Consider the following 16,854-nt stretch of genomic DNA (forward strand, 5'->3'; position numbering starts at 1 on the left):
GTCACGATGAAGATCACAGCGGATACGACGGTGTGCATCGGGGCGGGCATGTGCGCCCTGACGGTGCCGGAGGTGTTCGACCAGAGTGAGGACGAGGGCACGGTGGTGCTGCTGCGCGAGGTGCCCGAGGAAGGGCAGGAGGAGGCCGTGCGGCGTGCGGTGTCCTTGTGCCCGTCGGGGGCCATCTCCGTCTCCTGAACCGCCCCCCGCCCGCCCCGCCGCCGTCACCGCCTCCGGTGGCGGCGGTTTCGTGTGCGGCGGCCCGGGCCTCGTGGGGGCCCTCTGAGGGCCGGACGCCACCCGCAAGGGATCACGCGCGAACAGGGTGACGTCACGCGCCGGATCGATCACTTCGATCCTTGGTCATCGAACCTGTGTTCGTGGAACAGGTTGACACCGAGCGTGATCGAAATTATGTTCGACCTAGTGGCGGTGAGGCTCGCGGCTCAACGTCACCCCAGGACCTGGTCGCGGGCCGTTCGCTTCCCCAAAGCGATCCCCGCGGCCGGGTTCCACGGGCGAAGGGCGCGTCCTCGTCGTCGGCGGAGACGAGTGGGCGTGTCCTGGCCGGACGGGGAGAGGGGAAGCTCCTCGTCCGGCCGGCTCGGCGGAAATGTCGGTGGCGTCTGCAAGTGTTGACCTCACCGGCGGAGACGCCGGCCGCCGCCCACGACTCCAAGGAGGCGCGCAAGATGGCACCACGGCCTAGAGAAACACCCGGGCCCCGGCTGTCGCCTGCGGTTCGGGCACACTTGACCGATTCACGTTCCTGCCTGGCGGAGGCGACCGCCGCCCGCACCCCGGCGTCCCGATACGTGGCCGCTCACCTGGCGGCTCTTCGGGCGGCTGCGGCGATCCTGGCCGCCCGTCCCCGTCCCATGGAGGGCCGCAGGCGCCGTCTGCGCAGCGCGTGGGAGTTGCTGCCCGAGGCCGAGCCCCACCTTGCCGAGTGGGCCGCCTACTTCTCCGTGAGCGCCGCCAAGCGCGCGGCCGCGGAGGCGGGCGTGGTCCGCGGCATCAGCGCGGCCGACGCCGCCGAGATCCTGGCCGAGGCCGAGACCTTCGTCTCCACGGTGGAAGAGCTGCTCGGCGTCCCCGTCCAGGCCCAGCTTCCCGTGGACGTCCCGCTGGCGGGCTGACCCCGCCGTCCGGCTCTCCGGGCGACGCCGCCGAGCGGAGAAGCGCGGGTGGCGGGGTCTAGCGGCGCGAAGAGGCAGGCAGGGCGGCTGTGGCCCTGACGCATGCCCAAAAGCGGGCGCGGCTTCGGCGGGCTCCCGGCGCTGTCGTTTCCCCGGACCGTTGTTCGTAATAGCGGGTTATCGGGGTAAAAGGGCGTAATGTCCGTGTATCGGGCCGAAGAATTCCCAGCCGGTACGGCGGAGGGCCCGCCAGGGGAATTGGCGAGCCCTCCAGTGGTGAAGCGGTAGGTCCTAGAACGACTCGACGGCCCGGCGCGCCTCGGCGTCGAGCACGCCCCAGCTGATGAGTTCCTCGGTCAACTCGCTGGGCGACTTGTCATAGATCACAGCCAACGAACGCAGGTCCTCCTGGCGGATCGACAGGACCTTGCCGTTGTAGTCGCCACGCTGGCTCTGAATGGTGGCGGCGTAACGGGCGAGCGCTCCGGCCTTCTCCTTCGGCAGTGTCGCCAGGCGCTCCAGGTCGATCACAAGCTTGGGAGTGGGCCCGAGCGGACTCGGAGCGGCGCCCCCGGGCAGCAGCTCGGAGACGGGCACTCCGTAGAAATCGGCAAGCTCGGCAAGCTTCTGCACGGTCACGGCTCGGTCGCCACGCTCGTAGGAGCCCACGACCACGGCTTTCCACCGGCCGCGCGACTTCTCTTCGACTCCATGCAGGGACAGCCCCTGCTGGGTGCGGATGGCGCGGAGTCTTGCACCCAGCGACTTTGCGTACTCAGACGGCATCGTGTGGCCCCCCGGCTCTCGTATGTAGCGCTCTCAGTAGATTGTGCTCCCTTGCGGCATATGCCCCAGCCACCGGGGGGTACAGTGCCAGGCTCGGCACCATCGGTAGCCGTGGCCCTGGGTTTACCCCAGAACGCCGCGCGGTGTGGTTACGCACAGTGACGGTAAAGGGGTGGGAGCCTAAGGTCAAGCTGATTGGAAAAAAGATGCCGAATCCGGTCCGGGAGGGAACGCAACAAACGCCCCTCTTGTACCGATGGCAACACTACTTCGTCATAGTTTGACGAGTGAAATCGAGCGTCAGGTCTCGCGGGTCAAAATCATGACCGGGCAGGTCGCGGCCTGGACGATCTTGATGGACGTGTCGCCCAGGAAGACCCGCCGCAGCGGCCCGGCGTCGCTGGAGGCGCACACGAGCAGTTCCCCGGGCAGCCAGGTGGTCGTGCCGAGCGCCTGTGCCACGTTCCGGCCCTCAAGGAGCTCCACCTCGACCTGGAGCCTGCGCCGCTGCCCCCGGGCCGCGGCACGCAGGTCGGCGGCGGCCTGGTCGCGCAGCCGGACGAGCATGTCCTCCTCGATCTGCACGCGACGGCCGGTCCTGACCACCAGCGTGACCAGCCGCAGCGGGATGTCCAGGGTGACCGCGGCCTTGGCCGCGCCCTTGACGGCGGTGTCGGCGCCGGGCCCGCGGCGGTAGGCGACCGTGATGCGCTCGAACGCGGCCGGCGGGTCGTCGCCGTAGCCGCGCGGGGCCAGCAGCACGGGCGCCGGCGAGGAGTGCAGGAGCTGGTCGGCGGTGCTGCCGACGGTGATGCGGGACCGTCCGCCGCCGGGCGCCGAGCCGATCACCACGACGTCGGCGCCGCGCCTGCGGGCCACCTCCACCAGCCCGCGCCCGCTGCCCCTGTTGGTCTGGCGGACGTACTCGACCTGGTCGCCGGCCAGCTCGCGGGCCTGCGCGAGCGCGGTCTCGGCCTGCTCGCGCAGGTAGGAGCGCCAGGCGCCCTCGTCGGCGCGGGCGGGGCCCGGCGTGGTGGTCACGGGCGGCTGGACGGTCGCCACCGTCAGGCTCCCCCCGGTCTGCCGGGTCAGCAGGACGGCCAGCGCCAGCCCGTCCCTGCCGCGTGGCTCGGCGATGTACCCGGCCAGCACCTTCTCGAACTTCATGTCACCGCACCTCGGCATTCAGCCGCGAATGCCCGTAGCCGTACAGGAAATAGCAGATCAGGCCGGCCAGCATCCACAGGCCGAAGGCGGCCCACGTGACGCCCGCCAGCCCGGCCATGACGATGACGCAGAAGACCGCGCCGAGCACCGGGGTGAGGGGGAAGAGCGGCGTACGGAAGCTGCGCGGCAGCTCGGGGCTGCGGTGGCGCAGGACCAGCACGCCGACGTTGACGATGAAGAAGGCGAACAGCGTGCCGATGCTGGTGGCCTCGGCGAGCTGGCCGAGCGGCACCAGCCCGGCCAGGACCGAGATGAACAGGGCCACGATCAGCGTGTTGGCGACCGGCACCTGGTGACGCGGGTTCACCCGCTGGAAGATCCTGGGGATGAGCCCGTCGCGGGACATCGCGAACAGGATGCGGGTCTGGCCGTAGATGACGGTGAGCACGACGCTGGCGATGGCGATCACCGCGCCGAAGGAGACGATCACGCCGGGCCAGGTGGCGCCGGTGGCCTGGTCGACGATCTGCGACAGGCTCGCCTCGGTGCTCTCCGGGTCGAACTCGGTCCACGGCTTGGCCCCGATGGCGGCCACGGCGACCAGGACGTACACGGCAGTGACGATGAGCAGGGACAGCAGGATGGCCAGGGGCAGGTCGCGCTTGGGGTTCCTGGCCTCCTCACCGGCGGTGGAGGCGGCGTCGAAGCCGATGTAGGAGAAGAACACCTGCGAGGCGGCGGCCGTGATCCCGGCCACCCCCAGGGGGGCGAACGGGGTGAAGTTCCCGGTCTGGAACGCCGTGAACGCCACCACGCAGAAGAACACCAGCACCGCGATCTTGATCAGCACGAACACCGCGTTGGCCCTGGCCGACTCCGAGGCCCCGTAGAGCAGCAGCCAGGTGGCCAGGAGCACGATGAGGATCGCGGTGACGTTGACGACGCCGCCGTCCTGGCCGGGGGAGCGGGTGATCGCCTCGGGCAGCGTCCAGCCGAACAGGCTGCGCAGGAACGCGTTGAGGTACTCGCCCCAGCCCACGGCCACGGCCGCGACGGACACGGCGTACTCCAGCATCAGGCACCAGCCGCACACCCAGGCCACCAGCTCGCCCAGCGTCGCGTATGCGTAGGAGTAGGACGACCCGGACACCGGGATCGTCCCGGCCAGCTCGGCGTACGACAGGGCCGAGAACAGCGCCGTGATCGCCGCCAGCACGAACGACAGCACCACCGCCGGCCCCGCCTTGGGCACCGCCTGGCCGAGGATGACGAAGATGCCGGTGCCGAGCGTGGCGCCGACGCTGAACAGCGTGAGCTGCCACAGCGTCATCGTGCGTCGCAGCTCGCCGCCCTCGCCCTGCCCGCCCTCGGCCACGATGCGCTCGGTCGGCTTGGTGCGCAGCAGCCGTGCGGCCAGTGTCACGTCGGTCTCCTAGAGGGTGCTCGTCAGCGGCCACATCCCGTTGGGCGTGACGATCGTGCCCGCGGAGCCGGCGAGTATGTCCGCCGCCTCGTCGAGCCTGCCGATGGCGGCCATGTCGCCGGTCGTCTCGACGAACCGGCACACCGCCTCGACCTTCGGCCCCATCGACCCGGCCGGGAAGCGCAGCCCGCGCAGCTCGTGCGGGGTGGTGCAGGCGATCTCGGTCTGGCCCGGCGCGCCGAAGTCGCGGTACACCCGCGGGACGTCGGTCAGGATGAGGAAGGCGTCGCACTCCAGCGCCTCGGCCAGCATCGAGGCGGTCAGGTCCTTGTCGATCACGGCCTCGACGCCCGCCAGCCGGCCGCGGGCGTCGCGCACGACGGGGATGCCGCCGCCGCCCGCGCAGACCACCACGACGCCCTCGCGGATCATCTTGCGGATCAGCCGGGTCTCCACGATGCGCTGCGGCGTGGGCGAGGGCACCACGCGCCGCCAGCGGTCGCCGTCGGGCTTGACCGTCCAGCCGTACTCGGCGGCCAGCTTGCGGGCCTCGTCCTCCTCGTAGACCTGGCCGACGAACTTGGTGGGGTCGTCGAAGGCCGGGTCGACGGCGCTGACCAGGGTCTGGGTGACCATGGCGAGCACCTGCCGGCCGGGCAGGGCGTTCTGCAGCGCCTGCTGCATCCAGTAGCCGATCATGCCCTGCGTCTGCGCGCCGAGCGTGTCGAAGGGGTAGGGGCGGCTCAGGTTCGGGTCCGCGGCGCTCTCCAGCGCCAGCATGCCGACCTGGGGGCCGTTCCCGTGGGTGATGACCAGCTCGTGCTCGCCGGCGAGCCGGGCCAGCGTCCTGACGGCGGTGGCGATGTTGTCCCTCTGCGCCTCGGCGTCCGGCTTCTGGCCGCGTTTGAGCACCGCGTTGCCGCCGAGTGCGACGATGACCCGCATTCAGTCCCCCAGGGTTGCGACCATGACCGCTTTGATGGTGTGCAGCCGGTTCTCGGCCTCGTCGAAGACGATGGAACGCGGCGACTCGAAGACCTCGTCGGTCACCTCCAGGGCCTCCAGGCCGGTCCTGGCGTAGATGTCGGCGCCCACGCCGGTCTCCCGGTTGTGGAAGGCGGGCAGGCAGTGCATGAACTTCACGTCCGGATTGCCGGTGGCCCGGACGACGTCGTCGTTCACCTGGTACGGCAGCAGCAGCTCGATCCGTTCGTCCCAGACCTCCTTCGGCTCGCCCATCGAGACCCACACGTCGGTGTAGAGGAAGTCGGCGCCCCTGACGCCCTCGGCCACGTCCTCGGTGATGGTGATCCGGGCGCCGGTGGACCTGGCCAGCTCCTCGGCGGGCCGCACCGCGAGGTCGCGGTCGGGCCGCAGCGCCGGCGGGGTGACCAGCCGGATGTCCAGGCCGAGCAGCGCGCCGGTGACCAGCAGCGAGTGGCCGGTGTTGTTGCGCGCGTCCCCGAGGTAGGCGAGGGACACCTCGCGCAGCGGCTTGTCGCTGTGCTCCCGGATGGTGAGCATGTCGGCCAGCATCTGCGTGGGGTGCCACTCGTCGGTCAGGCCGTTCCACACCGGCACGCCGGACAGTGCCGCCAGGTCCTCGACGTAGGACTGCTTGCTGCCCCGGTACTCGATGCCGTCGAACATCCGGCCCAGCACCCGCGCGGTGTCCTTGACCGACTCCTTGTGCCCGATGTGCGAGCCGGCCGGGTCGAGGTAGGTGACGTGCGCCCCCTGGTCGTGGGCGGCCACCTCGAACGCGCAGCGGGTGCGGGTCGAGGTCTTCTCGAAGATGAGCGCGATGTTCTTGCCGTGGAGCCGCTGCCGTTCGACCCCGGCGTACTTGGCGGCCTTCAGCTCTGCCGACAGGTGCAGCAGGAAGCCGAACTCCTCCGGCGTGAAGTCCAGTTCCTTGAGGAAACTGCGGTTGCGCAGGTTGAACGCCATGTCATCCCTTCTGGATGCCGTCCTAGATGCCGTCGCGCTCCAGCGGGCAGCTCATGCACCGCGGCCCGCCGCGTCCTCTGCCCAGCTCGCTGCCCCGGATCGTGATGACCTCGATGCCGTTGTCGCGCAGGTGGTTGTTCGTGGTGGTGTTGCGCTCGTAGGCGACGACGACGCCGGGCTCGACGGCCAGGCCGTTGCAGCCGTCGTCCCATTGCTCGCGTTCGGCGGCGTACACGTCCTGGTGGGGGGTCAGGACGGTTATGTCGTCCATGTCCAGGGCATGGGCGATGGCCCTGTGCATGTCCTGGGGTGGGTGGTCGGTGACCCTGAGCTCCTTGGAGGTGTCGCCCGGCTCGATGGTGTACGCCGGCAACATCCCGAGCCCGGCGTACTTGGTGAACACCCCGACGTCGAGCATGGTCATGACCGTGTCCAGATGCATGAACGCGCGCGCCTTCGGCATGTCCAGCGCCACGATCCGGGTCGCGGACCCGGCGCTGAACAGCCGCTGGGCCAGCATCTCGACCGCCTGCGGCTGGGTGCGCTCGCTCATCCCGACCAGCACCGCGCCGCGCCCGATGACCAGCACGTCGCCGCCCTCCAGGGTGGCCGGCGCCATCGCGTGGCCGGGCAGCCAGCAGTGGAAGCCGCCCTCGTAAGGCCGGTCGAAGCCGGCGGCGAACATCGGGTGGAACCGGTAGACGGCCTCCAGGTTGACCGTCTCGCGCATGCGGGCCTTCTTGCGCATCGCGTTGATCGACACGCCGTCGTAGATCCAGCAGGAGGTGTCGCGGGTGAACAGGTGGTTGGGCAGCGGCGGCAGGATGAAGTCGTCGTCGGCGGTGGAGTGGAAGGCCACCGACTTGGGGTCGCAGCCCATCGCGACCAGCTCGCGCTTGGTGATGCCGCCGGTCAGGTGCACCTGGAGAGTGGTGGCGTCCATGCCGTCGAGGGTGTTGCGGATGTCGTCGATGGCGACCGGGCCGAGCCAGCGCTCGTCGATGACGGCGTCGAGGATGTGCTTGCGGGCCTCGGGGATGTCGACCACGTCGCGCAGCAGGTCGGCCAGCATGTGGACGACGATGCCGCGGTCGCGCAGCACCCGCTCGAACTCCTCGTGCTCCTCCACCGCGCGCTGCACCCACAGCACGTCGTCGAACAGGAAGGCGTCCTTGTTGCTCGGGGTCAGCCGTTTGAGGGCCAGTTCCGGCTTGTGCAGCAGGACCTGACGCAGCCGGCCGACCTCTGAATCGACATGAAAGGTCATTTTTCAGATATCCCCTCAGCGCGGCGGACATCACGCGGTCCGTACTCGCCGTGCCTGGCCTTCAGCCAGATGTAGACGGGCACGCCGACCAACAACATGAGCGTGCCGCCGAGCACGGCCGGGGGCCCGGAGCCGTACGCCATCCAGAACGAGAACAGCAGCGCGAGCACCGCGACGGCCAGGTCGCGGGCCAGCCGCCCCCGGTCGATCCGCCGCTCCCGGGTCACCAGCCAGAACAGCTGCGCGGCGGCCGAGAAGAAGTACGGGATGACCGTGGTGAAGGAGGCCAGCAGCACGATCGTGTCGAAGGCGTTGGCGGAGGCGTAGCCCACCAGCAGCATGAGCGAGGTGAGGACGGTCCCGGCCAGGATGCCCGTCAGGGGCGCGCCGCGGCGGGTGACCACGGCGAAGGCGGGCGGGAACAAGCCGTCCTTGGAGGCGGCCAGCGGCATCTCGGCGACCAGCAGGGTCCAGCCGTTCAGCGCGCCGATGCCGGAGATCATGGCGCAGACCGCCATGAGCAGCCCGCCGCCGGTGCCGCCGAACATGTGGTCGAGCGCGGCGGCGAACGGCGCGGTGGACCCGACGAGCTCCTCCTGCGGCACGGTGCCCATGACGGCGACCGTGCTGAGGATGTACATGACGGCGCAGGCCAGCACGCCGATGACGCTGGCCCGGCCGATGGTGCGGGCGGGGTCCCTGACCCGGTCGGCCGCGATGGCGGCGCTCTCCACGCCCGAGTAGATGAACAGCGTGACCGCCCCCGCCAGGGAGACGGCCGAGACCCAGCCGTCCCCGGTGGCGTTGAACGGGGGGTAGTTGTCCTGGTGCACGAAGAACAGGCCCACGACCGCCACGAACAGCAGCGGCGCGAACTTCAGGATCGTGGTGACCACCTGGAAGGCGGCCGCGTTGCGCACGCCCGCCAGGTTCACCACGGCCGGGATCCACACCCCGGCCAGGCCGATCAGGATCGCGCTGAGCGTGCCGCCCCAGTTGAGCCCGAACAACCCCTGGGCCAGGTACTGGACGTAGCCCACCCACGCCACGGCGATGGCCGCGTTGCCGATCCACGCGGTCAGCCAGAACGACCAGGCGATCCAGAACCCGGCGAACTCCCCGAACGCCTCGCGGGCGTAGGCGTAGGGGCCGCCCGCCGCCGGGACGCGCCCGCCCAGGCGGCCGAAGACGATCGCCATCGCGATGGCGCCCGCGGTGACCAGGACCATGGAGACCAGGCTCACCGTCCCGAACGCCGCCAGCGAGGCGGGCAGCAGGAAGATGCCGGTGCCCACGACGTTCCCCATGACCAGCGCGACGGCCGCGCCGAGGCCCAGGCCGCCCGCGGCCGACGAGCGCGTCCCGCGCGCCGCCGTCCGCACGCCGTTCGAGGGCGGACGTGGTTCCCCCATGCGTGCCCCCCGCGCGAGTCCCCAGGAAGAGCCGCCGCCGAACGCGTACGGCCCTCGGGGACGTGCCCTACGCGAAGGACGCCGACACGGGGAGTGGCGGGGGTTTTACCTGATCGCGGGGTGCGGCAGGGTGTCGGGCGAGCCCGTCAGCAGCAGCACGACGGCGAACACCGCCAGGCACAGCGCCATCAGCGCCAACGGCCAGGCCAGCGACGCGGGGGCGCCGTGCCGGGACATGGCCGCGAACAGCTCGGGGTCCTCCTGCCGGACCTGCCGGGCGATGGCCTTGAGCACCGACTGCTCGCGTGCCGACAACGCCATGTGAAACCTCCCCCGAGAAGACTTAGAGGAGGTTTTATACCTGTATGTCGGCAATTGCCAAATTCGCTGGTGTGGCGGGACGAACGGCCGGTCAGGAGGGCCCGCCGCACCCGGAGGGCAGGGCGGGGTGCTCGCGTTGTACCAGGTAGTGCCTGGTACTGTGTGTCCCGACCAACACCCTTTTAAGACCCGTCCCGTGAGGCGGGAAAGGTGGTGAGATCCTCCATGTCCGATTCCAGGGCCGTGCTTGAAGGCCCGGACATCCACCGGGCGCTGACCCGTATCGCGCACGAGATCCTCGAACGCACCAAAGGCGCCGGTGACGTCGTCCTCCTCGGCATCCCGACCCGCGGCGCCACGCTCGCCCGCAGGCTCGGCGACCGAGTGGAGCAGTTCGAAGGGCTCAAGATCCCCGTCGGCTCGATCGACATCACGATGTACCGCGACGACCTGCGCAGCGGTCCCGTCCGCCCGCTCGGGCGCACCGAGCTGCCGCCCGACGGCATCGACGGCAAGGTGGTCGTCCTCGTCGACGACGTGCTCTACTCCGGCCGCACCGTCCGCGCCGCGCTCGACGCGCTCAACGACCTCGGCCGTCCCACCGCCGTGCAGCTCGCCACGCTGGTCGACCGCGGCCACCGCGAGCTGCCGATCCGCGCCGACTACGTGGGCAAGAACCTGCCCACCGCCAAGAGCGAGAAGGTCAAGGTCTACCTCTCCGAGATCGACGGCCGCGACGCCGTCCTGCTCATGAAGGAGGACGACAGATGAACCGGCATCTCATCTCGGCGGGCGACCTCGCCAAGGACGACGCGCTGCTCATCCTCGACACCGCCGAGGAGCTGGCCAGGGTCTCGGAACGGTCCATCAAGAAGCTGCCCACGCTGCGCGGCCGCACGGTGGTCAACCTGTTCTTCGAGGACTCCACGCGCACCCGCATCTCCTTCGAGGCGGCGGCCAAGCGGCTCTCGGCCGACGTCATCAACTTCTCGGCCAAGGGGTCGAGCGTGTCCAAGGGCGAGTCGCTCAAGGACACCGCGCTCACCCTGGAGGCCATGGGCGCCGACGCCGTCGTCATCCGCCACGGCTCCTCCGGCGCGCCGCACCGGCTGGCCGGCTGGGTGCGCGGCAGCGTCGTCAACGCCGGCGACGGCACCCACGAGCACCCCACGCAGGCCCTGCTCGACGCCTTCTCCATGCGCCGCCGCCTCGGCGGGCTCGACGGGCGCCGGGTCACCATCGTCGGCGACGTCCTGCACAGCCGGGTCGCCCGCTCCAACGTGCTGCTGCTCAACACGCTCGGCGCCGAGGTCACCCTCGTCGCGCCGCCCACGCTGCTGCCCGTCTCGGTCGGCACCTGGCCGTGCGAGGTGTCCTACGACTTCGACGCCGTGCTGCCCAAGTCCGACGCGGTCATGATGCTGCGGGTGCAGAAGGAGCGGATGAACGCCGCCTACTTCCCCAGCGAGCGCGAGTACTCCCGCCGCTACGGCCTCGACCGCGACCGCTTCGCCAAGATGCCGGACGAGGCCATCGTCATGCACCCCGGGCCGATGAACCGGGGCATGGAGATCGCCGCCGAGGTGGCCGACTCGCCGCGCTCCACCATCGTGGAGCAGGTCGCCAACGGCGTGACCATCCGCATGGCCGTCCTGTACCTGCTGCTCGGGGGAGAGATCCAGTGATCATCAGAAATGTCAGGATCCTCGGCGGGGAGCCGGTGGACATCCGGATCGCCGACGGGCGCATCGCCGAGATCGGCGCCGGCCTCGACGCCGGTCCCGGCGGCGAGACCGTCGAGGGCCGCGGCGCGATCGCGCTGCCCGGCCTGGTCGACCTGCACACCCACCTGCGCGAGCCCGGCCGCGAGGACGCCGAGACCGTCCAGACCGGCACCCAGTCCGCGGCCCGCGGCGGCTACACCGCCGTGCACGCCATGGCCAACACCTCGCCCGTCGCCGACACCGCCGGCGTGGTCGAGCAGGTCTGGCGGCTCGGCCGCGAGTTCGGCCACTGCGACGTGCAGCCGGTCGGCGCCGTCACCGTCGGCCTGGAGGGCAGGCAGCTCGCCGAGCTCGGCGCGATGGCCGACTCCGCCGCCCGCGTCCGGGTCTTCTCCGACGACGGCAAGTGCGTCAGCGACGCCGTGCTGATGCGGCGCGCCCTGGAGTACGTCAAGGCGTTCGACGGCGTCGTCGCCCAGCACGCCCAGGAGCCCAGGCTCACCGAGGGCGCCCAGATGAACGAGGGCGTCGTCTCCGGCAGGCTCGGCCTGACCGGCTGGCCGGCCGTGGCCGAGGAGGCGGTCATCGCCCGCGACTGCCTGCTGGCCGCGCACGTCGGCTCCCGCCTGCACGTCTGCCACGTCTCCACCGCCGGCTCGGTCGAGATCATCCGCTGGGCCAAGTCCAAGGGCTGGAACATCACCGCCGAGGTCACCCCTCACCACCTGCTCCTCACCGACGACCTCGTCGAGGAGTCCCCGGTCGGCGCCTACAACCCGATCTACAAGGTCAACCCGCCGCTGCGCACGCACGCCGACGTCCAGGCGCTGCGCGCCGCGCTGGCCGACGGCACGATCGACGTCGTCGCCACCGACCACGCCCCCCACCCGGTCGAGGACAAGGAGACCGAGTGGCCGGCCGCGGCCATGGGCATGATCGGCCTGGAGACGGCGCTGAGCGTCGTCCAGGAGGCCATGGTCGAGACCGGGCTGCTCGACTGGGCCGGGGTCGCCGAGCGCATGTCGCTCACCCCCGCCCGCATCGGCCGCCTGTCCGGCCACGGCAGGCCGCTGGAGCCGGGCGCGCCGGCCAACATCACGCTGTACGACCCGTCGGCCCGCACCGAGGTGGACCCCTCCGCCTACGCCTCCAAGAGCAGGAACACCCCGTACGAGGGGATGACGTTGCCCGGCCGGGTGGTCGCCACGTTCCTGCGCGGCACGCCGACCGTTCTCGAAGGGAAGCTGGTTTGAACACCGCGGTGCTCGTCCTGGAAGACGGCCGCGTCTTCCGCGGAACCTCTTACGGCGCCGAAGGCGAGACGTTCGGCGAGATGGTCTTCAACACCGGCATGACCGGCTACCAGGAGACCCTCACCGACCCCTCCTACCACCGGCAGATCGTCGCCATGACGGCCCCGCACATCGGCAACACCGGCGTCAACGACGAGGACCCCGAGTCGGGCCGCGTCTGGGTCGCCGGGTACGTCGTGCGCGAGCCGTCCAGGATCGTCTCCAACTGGCGGGCCGACCGCTCGCTCGACGACTACCTCAAGCAGCAGGGCGTCGTCGGCATCGCCATCACCGGCACCCGCGCCCTGACCCGCCACCTGCGCGAGCGCGGCGCGATGCGGGCCGGCATCTTCTCGGACCCCTCCGCGACCGTCGACGAGCTCGTCGAGCGGGTGCGGAACTCGCCCGCCATGGAGGGCGCCGACCTGGCCGCCGAAGTGGCCACGGCCGAGCCCTACGTCGTGCCCGCCGTCGGCGCCAGGCGCTTCACCGTCGCCGCCGTCGACCTGGGCATCAAGGGCATGACCCCGCACCGCATGGCCGAGCGCGGCTGCGAGGTGCACGTGCTGCCCGCCACGGCCACGTACGAGCAGATCATGGCGGTCGAGCCCGACGGCGTGTTCTTCTCCAACGGCCCCGGCGACCCCGCCACCGCCGACGTGTCGGCCCTTCAGAGTGTCCTCGCGGCCAGGGTGCCGTTCTTCGGCATCTGCTTCGGCAACCAGCTCTTCGGCCGCGCGCTCGGCCTGTCCACGTACAAGCTGCGCTACGGCCACCGCGGCGTCAACCAGCCGGTCCAGGACGTGCGCACGGGCAAGGTCGAGATCTCGGCCCACAACCACGGGTTCGCGGTCGAGGCGCCGATCGGCGAGGCGTTCGAGACCCCGTACGGTCCGGCCGAGGTCAGCCACGTCAACCTCAACGACCGCTGCGTGGAGGGCCTGCGCCTGCTCGACGGGCGGGCCTTCAGCGTCCAGTACCACCCCGAGGCCGCCGCGGGTCCGCACGACGCCGCTTATCTCTTCGACGAGTTCTGTGAGGTCATGAGCCGTGCCCAAGCGTGAGGACATCCGGTCGGTCCTGGTGATCGGCTCCGGCCCGATCGTGATCGGCCAGGCGTGCGAGTTCGACTACTCGGGCACCCAGGCCTGCCGGGTGCTGCGGGCCGAGGGCTTCCGCGTCATCCTGGTCAACAGCAACCCGGCCACGATCATGACGGACCCGGAGTTCGCCGACGCCACGTACGTCGAGCCGATCACCCCCGAGTACGTCGAGAAGATCATCGCCAAGGAGCGCCCCGACGCGCTGCTGCCCACCCTGGGCGGCCAGACCGCGCTGAACACCGCGGTCGCCCTGCACGAGTCGGGCGTGCTGGAGAAGTACGAGGTCGAGCTGATCGGCGCCGACTTCGACGCGATCCAGGCGGGCGAGAACCGCGAGAAGTTCAAGGAGATCGTCGCCAAGGTCGCGCGCGAGCACGGGCTCAACGCCGAGTCGGCCAAATCGGTCATCTGCCACACGATGCAGGACTGCCTGGCCGCCGCCGGCGAGCTGGGCTACCCGCTGGTCGTACGGCCCAGCTTCACCATGGGCGGCGTCGGCTCCGGCTTCGCCTACGGCGAGGACGACCTGCGCCGCATCGCCGGCGCCGGCCTCGACGCCTCGCCGACCACCGAGGTGCTCCTGGAGGAGTCCATCCTCGGCTGGAAGGAGTACGAGCTGGAGGTCATGCGCGACAAGGCGGACAACGTCGTCATCGTGTGCTCCATCGAGAACATCGACCCGATGGGCGTGCACACCGGCGACAGCGTCACCGTCGCGCCCGCGCTGACCCTGACCGACCGCGAGTACCAGAACATGCGTGACGTCGCCATCGCGGTCATCCGCGAGGTCGGCGTCGACACCGGCGGCTGCAACATCCAGTTCGCCGTCGACCCGCGCACCGGGCGCATGATCGTCATCGAGATGAACCCGCGCGTCTCCCGCTCCAGCGCCCTGGCCTCCAAAGCCACCGGCTTCCCGATCGCCAAGATCGCCGCCAAGCTGGCCATCGGCTACACCCTCGACGAGATCCCCAACGACATCACCAAGGAGACCCCGGCCTCCTTCGAGCCGACGCTCGACTACATCGTGGTCAAGGTGCCGCGCTTCGCCTTCGAGAAGTTCCGCGGGGCCGACCGCACGCTGACCACGCACATGAAGTCCGTGGGCGAGGCCATGGCCATCGGCCGCTCCTTCACCGAGGCGCTGCAGAAGGCGCTGCGCTCGCTGGAGAAGAAGGACTCCGCCTTCACCTGGGCGGGGCCCGTCCAGGACAAGGACGAGCTGCTGGCGGCCTGCCGCACCCCGCACGACGGACGGCTGCGCACGATGCAGCAGGCCGTGCGCGCGGGCGCGACCGCGGCCGAGCTGTTCGAGGCCACCAGCGTCGACCCCTGGTTCCTCGACCAGCTCCTGCTGCTGGAGGAGGAGGCCCAGGAGATCGCCGCCGCGCCCGAGCTCACCGCCGGCGCGCTGACCCGCGCCAAGCACCACGGTTTCTCCGACGCGCAGATCGCCGAGATCCGCGGCGTCGAGGAGGCCCACGTGCGCGGGCTGCGCCACGCGCTCGGCGTGCGGCCGGTCTACAACACCGTCGACACCTGCGCCGCCGAGTTCGCCGCCAGGACGCCGTACCTGTACTCCACCTACGACGAGGAGACCGAGGTCCCCTACGGCGAGCGGGAGAAGGTCATCATCCTCGGCTCCGGGCCCAACCGCATCGGGCAGGGCATCGAGTTCGACTACGCGTGCGTGCACGCCTCGTTCGAGCTGTCGCGGGCCGGGTTCGAGACCGTCATGGTCAACTGCAACCCCGAGACCGTCTCCACCGACTACGACACCTCCGACCGGCTCTACTTCGAGCCGCTGACGCTGGAGGACGTCCTGGAGGTGGTGCACGCCGAGCAGCAGACCGGCCCGGTCGTGGGCGTGATCGTGCAGCTCGGCGGGCAGACGCCGCTCGGCCTGGCGCAGGCGCTCAAGGACGCCGGCGTGCCCGTGGTCGGCACCTCGCCCGAGTCGATCCACCTGGCCGAGGAGCGCGGCGCGTTCGGGCGGGTGCTGGCCGAGGCCGGCCTGCCCGCGCCCAAGCACGGCACCGCGCTGACGGTGCCGGAGGCGCTGGAGATCGCCGGCGAGATCGGCTACCCGGTGCTGGTGCGGCCCTCGTACGTGCTCGGCGGGGCCGGCATGGCCATCGTCTACGACGACAGCACGCTGACGACGTACATGGCGGCCCAGGAGGGCGGCCACCCGGTCCTGGTGGACAAGTTCCTCGACGAGGCCATCGAGATCGACGTGGACGCGCTCTACGACGGCGAGGAGCTGTTCCTCGGCGGCGTCATGGAGCACATCGAGGAGGCCGGCATCCACTCCGGCGACTCGGCCTGCGCGCTGCCGCCGCTGACGCTCGGCAGCCACGACGTCAAGCGCATCCGCGCCGCCACCGAGGCCATCGCCGCCGGGGTGGGCGTGCGCGGGCTCCTGAACGTCCAGTACGCCATGTCCGCCGGCGTCCTGTACGTCCTGGAGGCCAACCCGCGGGCGAGCCGTACCGTGCCGTTCGTGTCCAAGGCCACGGCCACGCCGCTGGCCAAGGCGGCGGCCCGGGTGATGCTCGGCTCCTCGATCGCCTCGCTGCGCGCGGAGGGCATGCTGCCGGCCACCGGCGACGGCGGCACGCTGCCGATGGAGGCGTCCATCGCGGTCAAGGAGGCCGTGCTGCCCTTCAACCGCTTCCGGGGCGTCGACATCGTGCTCGGGCCCGAGATGCGCTCCACGGGCGAGGTCATGGGCATCGACGCGTTCTTCGGCGTGGCGTACGCCAAGTCCCAGGCGGGCGCTTATGGGGAACTCCCGACCAAGGGACGCGCGTTCGTGTCCGTGGCCAACAGGGACAAGCGTGCGATGATCTTCCCTGTGAAGGCACTGGCCGACCTCGGCTTCGAGATCCTCGCCACCGAGGGCACGGCCGAGGTGCTGCGCCGCAACGGTGTCCATGCCAAGATCGTGCGAAAGCACAGCGAGGGGACCGGGCCCGGAGGTGAGCCTACGAGCGTGCAGGCGATTCTCGACGGCGAGGTGGACCTGATCGTCAACACGCCGTTCGGCAGCCCGGGCCAGTCCGGGCCGCGCCTGGACGGCTACGAGATCCGCACCGCGGCGGTGCTGCGCGGCATCCCGTGCATCACCACCGTCGCCGGGCTGGCCGCCGCGGCGGCCGGGATCCAGGCGATCGTCCGCGGCGACGTCGGGGTGCGTTCACTCCAGGAGCACGCACAGGCACTACGCGGCTGACCCGCGCGGGAGGTGAAGACGACTGGCCGGCACAC

Annotated in this window: 15 protein-coding genes; 7 read left to right on the forward strand and 8 right to left on the reverse strand. The window is 70.7% G+C overall.

Annotated features, from left to right (window positions below; genetic code table 11):
- The first annotated feature begins 6 nt into the window (after positions 1-6).
- Both ABZ815_RS34155 and ABZ815_RS34160 read left to right on the forward strand, forming a co-directional pair.
- Complete coding sequence (locus ABZ815_RS34155; RefSeq protein ID WP_357705325.1) at positions 7-198, forward strand: (4Fe-4S)-binding protein; 192 nt, start codon at positions 7-9, stop codon at positions 196-198.
- A gap of 554 nt (positions 199-752) precedes the next feature.
- The gene (locus tag ABZ815_RS34160) at positions 753-1,139 is read left to right on the forward strand and encodes an SAV_6107 family HEPN domain-containing protein (RefSeq protein ID WP_357705326.1); all 387 of its coding nucleotides are present in this window, start codon (positions 753-755) and stop codon (positions 1,137-1,139) included.
- A 291-nt stretch (positions 1,140-1,430) separates the two neighbouring features.
- Here the strand turns inward: ABZ815_RS34160 and ABZ815_RS34165 are convergent, their stop codons facing one another.
- From ABZ815_RS34165 to ABZ815_RS34200, 8 genes are all read right to left on the reverse strand, one after another.
- A complete protein-coding gene (locus ABZ815_RS34165) occupies positions 1,431-1,925 on the reverse strand; it encodes a transcriptional regulator (RefSeq protein ID WP_026214021.1) in 495 nt (164 codons plus the stop codon).
- 300 nt (positions 1,926-2,225) lie between these two features.
- Entirely contained in the window at positions 2,226-3,092 is an 867-nt protein-coding gene (locus ABZ815_RS34170) for a universal stress protein (RefSeq protein WP_357705327.1), read from the reverse strand.
- Between the two features lies 1 nt (position 3,093).
- Entirely contained in the window at positions 3,094-4,515 is a 1,422-nt protein-coding gene (locus ABZ815_RS34175; protein ID WP_357705328.1) for an amino acid permease, read from the reverse strand.
- 9 nt (positions 4,516-4,524) lie between these two features.
- Positions 4,525-5,460: a carbamate kinase gene (gene arcC / locus ABZ815_RS34180; RefSeq protein ID WP_357705329.1), complete on the reverse strand. Its 936-nt coding sequence runs from the start codon at positions 5,458-5,460 to the stop codon at positions 4,525-4,527.
- Positions 5,461-6,465, reverse strand: coding sequence for an ornithine carbamoyltransferase (gene argF / locus ABZ815_RS34185; protein ID WP_357705330.1), 1,005 nt, complete (start codon positions 6,463-6,465; stop codon positions 5,461-5,463).
- Positions 6,466-6,487: 22 nt separating this feature from the next.
- Positions 6,488-7,732, reverse strand: coding sequence for an arginine deiminase (locus ABZ815_RS34190; protein WP_357705331.1), 1,245 nt, complete (start codon positions 7,730-7,732; stop codon positions 6,488-6,490).
- Complete coding sequence (locus ABZ815_RS34195; protein ID WP_357705332.1) at positions 7,729-9,144, reverse strand: amino acid permease; 1,416 nt, start codon at positions 9,142-9,144, stop codon at positions 7,729-7,731. The genes ABZ815_RS34190 and ABZ815_RS34195 overlap by 4 nt, the downstream gene beginning before the upstream one ends.
- Before the next feature lie 105 nt (positions 9,145-9,249).
- Positions 9,250-9,465, reverse strand: a complete 216-nt coding sequence (locus tag ABZ815_RS34200) for a DUF3040 domain-containing protein (RefSeq protein ID WP_357705333.1) — start codon at positions 9,463-9,465, stop codon at positions 9,250-9,252.
- A 225-nt stretch (positions 9,466-9,690) separates the two neighbouring features.
- Here ABZ815_RS34200 and pyrR point away from each other — a divergent pair, with 225 nt between their 5' ends.
- The 5 genes from pyrR to carB are packed head-to-tail and all read left to right on the forward strand — an operon-like array spanning position 9,691 to position 16,819.
- Positions 9,691-10,236, forward strand: a complete 546-nt coding sequence (gene pyrR / locus ABZ815_RS34205) for a bifunctional pyr operon transcriptional regulator/uracil phosphoribosyltransferase PyrR (protein WP_357705334.1) — start codon at positions 9,691-9,693, stop codon at positions 10,234-10,236.
- Positions 10,233-11,150, forward strand: coding sequence for an aspartate carbamoyltransferase catalytic subunit (locus ABZ815_RS34210; RefSeq protein WP_357705335.1), 918 nt, complete (start codon positions 10,233-10,235; stop codon positions 11,148-11,150). Before pyrR ends, ABZ815_RS34210 begins: the two co-directional genes overlap by 4 nt.
- Positions 11,147-12,442 carry a dihydroorotase gene (locus ABZ815_RS34215; RefSeq protein WP_357705336.1) on the forward strand — a complete coding sequence of 432 codons (1,296 nt, stop codon included), beginning with the start codon at positions 11,147-11,149 and terminating at the stop codon, positions 12,440-12,442. The genes ABZ815_RS34210 and ABZ815_RS34215 overlap by 4 nt, the downstream gene beginning before the upstream one ends.
- Entirely contained in the window at positions 12,439-13,545 is a 1,107-nt protein-coding gene (gene carA, locus ABZ815_RS34220) for a glutamine-hydrolyzing carbamoyl-phosphate synthase small subunit (protein WP_357705337.1), read from the forward strand. The genes ABZ815_RS34215 and carA overlap by 4 nt, the downstream gene beginning before the upstream one ends.
- Entirely contained in the window at positions 13,532-16,819 is a 3,288-nt protein-coding gene (gene carB, locus ABZ815_RS34225; RefSeq protein WP_357705338.1) for a carbamoyl-phosphate synthase large subunit, read from the forward strand. Before carA ends, carB begins: the two co-directional genes overlap by 14 nt.
- The last annotated feature ends 35 nt before the right edge of the window (positions 16,820-16,854 follow it).

This window comes from Nonomuraea sp. NPDC047529, from assembly GCF_040642995.1.
Taxonomy (GTDB): Bacteria; Actinomycetota; Actinomycetes; order Streptosporangiales; family Streptosporangiaceae; genus Nonomuraea.

Coding starts and splice junctions, on each gene's coding strand:
- arcC (WP_357705329.1), bottom strand. CDS start 5,460: ATGCGGGTCATCGTCGCACTCGGCGGCAACGCGGTGCTCAAACGCGGC.
- ABZ815_RS34165 (WP_026214021.1), bottom strand. CDS start 1,925: ATGCCGTCTGAGTACGCAAAGTCGCTGGGTGCAAGACTCCGCGCCATC.
- ABZ815_RS34190 (WP_357705331.1), bottom strand. CDS start 7,732: ATGACCTTTCATGTCGATTCAGAGGTCGGCCGGCTGCGTCAGGTCCTG.
- pyrR (WP_357705334.1), top strand. CDS start 9,691: ATGTCCGATTCCAGGGCCGTGCTTGAAGGCCCGGACATCCACCGGGCG.
- argF (WP_357705330.1), bottom strand. CDS start 6,465: ATGGCGTTCAACCTGCGCAACCGCAGTTTCCTCAAGGAACTGGACTTC.
- ABZ815_RS34210 (WP_357705335.1), top strand. CDS start 10,233: ATGAACCGGCATCTCATCTCGGCGGGCGACCTCGCCAAGGACGACGCG.
- ABZ815_RS34170 (WP_357705327.1), bottom strand. CDS start 3,092: ATGAAGTTCGAGAAGGTGCTGGCCGGGTACATCGCCGAGCCACGCGGC.
- ABZ815_RS34200 (WP_357705333.1), bottom strand. CDS start 9,465: ATGGCGTTGTCGGCACGCGAGCAGTCGGTGCTCAAGGCCATCGCCCGG.
- ABZ815_RS34195 (WP_357705332.1), bottom strand. CDS start 9,144: ATGGGGGAACCACGTCCGCCCTCGAACGGCGTGCGGACGGCGGCGCGC.
- ABZ815_RS34155 (WP_357705325.1), top strand. CDS start 7: ATGAAGATCACAGCGGATACGACGGTGTGCATCGGGGCGGGCATGTGC.